This window comes from Longimicrobium sp. (assembly GCF_036388275.1).
GTDB lineage: Bacteria > Gemmatimonadota > Gemmatimonadetes > Longimicrobiales > Longimicrobiaceae > Longimicrobium.
Map to the genome: position 1 here is coordinate 1 of NZ_DASVSF010000012.1, position 3,579 is coordinate 3,579.

The window sequence follows — 3,579 nt, forward strand, 5'->3', positions numbered from 1 at the left end:
TGGCTGAACCGGTCCTCAACCGTGTCGACGATAGCAGCGGATCGGTGGGCGAGGTGTTCCGTTCTGCTTGCGGCGACCTTGGCGGCCTGGCAACGAGAGCTAAACCCAATACCGTTGACTTACGCTGAGAGTAGTCGGGCAGCCGCTCGGGTGAGGTCCGCCCGGCCGGCCGCCTGGAGGCCAAAGTCAACGGTATTGGAGCTAAACCCGGTCCGAAGCAGCTGGCCGAGCGCGTCTTCGCAGCTATCACGAATCGAGAGCGTTTTTGGCTTAGCGGCGCGGCAAGCGGATGTTGCCCATGGCGCTCGTGGCCGGTTCCGCGCCGGTGAGCGAAAAACGGATTGGACTGAACCGCGGACCGCCCGCCTGAGCTATGGGTGTTGGATGCGGCCGATCAGCGTTCCCGCGACGCGATGTGCTGGCCCGAGGACACCGCGTGGCCCGTTGCCATGGCAGGATGCGGCATGGCCTGGCCCAAGACGATGACTGGCGGGTGGTTCGAGCTCTCGGAGCTCTCGCTGGCGGCTCTGAAAGACCGCCGCGCTGGCCATCGAACAGCTGGGTCCGTCCGCTCTGCGGCGCAGGGCGGGTTCATGGGCCCGGACTGGGCAACGGTGGCGCTCATGAGGTGTCGCACACCCACCGACGCTTGCCGGCTTGCACCAGAACCTCGATGACGACCATGGTTCCGTGGCGGCAAACAGGGCAGAGCGTCAACGACGTCCCAGTCCGGGACAAGTGCAGCGCGCGGTAGTCCGGGCGGAGGATGGGCGCCACTGCTGCTGCGTCCCGCTTCATGCCAAGCAGCTCCCGGCACTGGGCCAGCTTGCTTTGGCGCTGACGGTTGCAGAGGAACCCGAAGTAGCGGATGCGGTGGAAGCCGTCCGGGAGGACATGGATCAGGAACCTGCGGATGAACTCGTCAGCGGTCAGGGTCATCGTGCCGTGTTGGCCGTCCTGCCGGTAGGTCTTCCAGCGGAAACGGACCTTGCCGTTGTCGATGGCGACCAGCCGGCTGTTCGAGATGGCGATGCGGTGGGTGTAGCGCCCGACATAGGTGAGGACCTGGGACGGGCCGGCGAAGGGCCGCTTGGCATACACCACCCAGTCCGCCCGGCGTGCCGGCGCCAGGTGCCGCAGGAATGCAGGCCACTCCCGCAGCAGCTCGAGGTCGGAGAAGAAGTTCAACCGGCCTGCGGTGAACGCCCTTTCCAGATGGGGGAGGAACACCCCGCGGAACAGGCGGGACAGGACCCGGACCGGCAGGAAGAAGCCGGGCTTGCAGGCGACCCACCGGCTGCCGTCGGGCGAGATCCCGCCGCCCGGCACGAGGCAATGCAGGTGGGGGTGGTGCAGCAGGTTCTGACCCCAGGTGTGCAGCACGCCGAGGAAGCCGATCTCGGCGCCGAGGTGGGCAGGGTCGGCGGCGATCCTGCGCAAGGTCTCGGCCGCGGCCTGGAACAGGATGTCGTAGACCACCGGCTTGTTCTGGAAGGCGATGACGGCGACCTCATCCGGCACTGTGAAGACGACGTGGAAGTAGGGGACGTCGAGCAACTCCGCCTGGCGGTCCGCCAGCCATTGAGCGCGGGCGAGGGACTGGCACTTGGGGCAGTTCCTGTTGCGGCAGGAGTTGTAGGAGACGCGCTGGTGGCCACAGTCATCACACTGCTCGACATGGCCGCCGAGCGCGGCCGTCCGGCAGCGTTCGATCGCGCTCATGGCGTGGCGCTGCACGGTGGACAGCGCTCCCCCGTGCTGCTCCCGGTATGCCTCGCCATAGCGGCGGAACACGTCCGCCACCTCCACGGTACTGCTCGCCATGGGCCGGGCGCTCAGGCGAGTGCGCAGGCGGCCTGTGCGGCGATGGTGGGCGCGGCTCGCAGCGCGTCCAGCGGACTGGCCGTCGCGCAAACCTTGCTGGTCGCCAGACGCAGGTACTTGGCCGTGGTGTTGAGGCTGCGATGGCCGAGCAGCAACCGGATGGTCCGCAGATCGGCGCCGCTCTCGAGCAGGTGGACCGCAAAGGCATGACGCAGCGCGTGCGGCGTGACCGGCTTGGCGGTGCTGCACTGGCGCCGCACGATCCGACAGACATCCTCGACAGCAGCGGGTGTGATCGGCTGCCCGGCCACGTCGCCGGGGAACAGCCAGTCCTTTGGCCGGGTGACACGCCAGTAGCTGCGCAGCAGGTCCAGCAGCCTGGGCGACAGCATGACGTAGCGGTCCTTCTGTCCCTTGCCCTGTTCAACACGGATGGTCATGCGCTGGCTGTCGATCGCATCGGGCCTGAGCCGCACCGCCTCCGAGATGCGCAGCCCTGCAGCGTAGCAGACGGTCAGGATCACCCGGTGCTTCAGGCTTCCGACCGCATCAAGGAAGCCGGCGACCTCCTGCGGGCTCAGTATGACGGGCAGCCGCTGCGGCTGGCGGCCGGTAGGTATGACGTCGTCGAGGTTCCATCCCCGCTGGAGAGTGACCTTGTACAGGAAGCGGAGGGCGGCGACGGTGACCCCGACCGAACTGGCCGAAAGCTGCCGATCCCGGCTCAGATGCAGCTGGAATGCACGGATCTCGGCGGGCCCCAGCATCTCCGGCGACCTGTGGAAATGGCCCGCGAATTGCGAGACATACTGCAGGTAGGCACGCTGCGTGGACAGCCCGAGGTTGCGAAGCCGCATGTCCTCGGTCATGCGCTGGCGAAGCGGGGTCATCGGTGGCTCCTATGCAGGATGGGGCGCGCGACAGGCGCGGCGCCACGATCCTCCAAGCGGATCCATCGAACGAAGGAAGTTCAGCGAGCCGAACTCCAGGCCAGATCAGCGCCCATGATCAGTAGTTGAAGAAGATAACTACCGCGTAGCGGTTTAGTCCAAGCGGTTTTTTCAGAACTCGCGTCAAACCCTTTGGCGTGACGTGCAGGACGCGTTCGGCCTACGCGGTTTTGAGAAGCGCGAGCGCAGCCATTACGCGACGGAAGGGCGTCCCTGCCGGGACGGGGGTTCCGGTCATCACGCGGGCACTGCTGCGACCCTACCTCTTCGGGAGCAGGTGACCGCGTACTTGACATCACGAGGCCGGAGCTTCCGACACCATTATGCGACGGCTCACACCGATCGCGAAGAGAGCCATGACCCGCCAGGGGGGCCCATCGTCGCTGCACGGAGGAGAACGGAGGGCTTGATCTCCAAGCCCGCCAGAAAGGAACGGTGCCCCTCCGGCGTCGATCAGCCCAGGATGCGGTTGCGCCGATATATGTTCTCGTACGAGGGGCCGATATCGCAGGGTGGGATGCCGGCGAACTCACCTAACAGATCGCCCGCGCCCAGGTCGTTGAACCATGCGAAGCTGATGTGCTCGTTACTGCCGCGCGTGTTGGAGCCGCCAAGATTCCAGTGAAAACGGTTTCCGGCACATGCCCTGATGAGCTTCACCGCGCCGCCATAATTCCCAACCACCAGGTTGCAGCGAACGGTGTTGAAGGCGGCATTGTCCAGAGAGATGCCCGGCAGTTTGACTGAGGAAGAGTTGTCCGGAAGCAGCGGGAACTGCTCGATGAAGTCGGCGCGGGTCTCTGCG

The 3,579-nt window shown here is 66.0% G+C and carries 4 protein-coding genes; 1 reads left to right on the top strand and 3 read right to left on the bottom strand.

The window, feature by feature from the left end:
- A partial coding sequence (locus tag VF632_RS28015; protein ID WP_349263966.1) for a DUF6880 family protein occupies nucleotides 1–128 on the top strand: 128 nt, incomplete at its 5' end.
- Between the two features lie 493 nt (nucleotides 129–621).
- Here VF632_RS28015 and VF632_RS04770 read toward each other — a convergent pair.
- The 3 genes from VF632_RS04770 to VF632_RS04780 all read right to left on the bottom strand — a co-directional run.
- Entirely contained in the window at nucleotides 622–1,824 is a 1,203-nt protein-coding gene (locus tag VF632_RS04770) for an IS91 family transposase (RefSeq protein ID WP_331021712.1), read from the bottom strand.
- A gap of 11 nt (nucleotides 1,825–1,835) precedes the next feature.
- Nucleotides 1,836–2,714 (bottom strand): site-specific integrase, encoded by an 879-nt coding sequence (locus VF632_RS04775; RefSeq protein ID WP_331021713.1) that lies wholly within the window; start codon nucleotides 2,712–2,714, stop codon nucleotides 1,836–1,838.
- A gap of 513 nt (nucleotides 2,715–3,227) precedes the next feature.
- Nucleotides 3,228–3,579, bottom strand: a 352-nt coding sequence (locus VF632_RS04780; RefSeq protein WP_331021714.1) for a hypothetical protein, incomplete at its 5' end; no start/stop codon positions are given.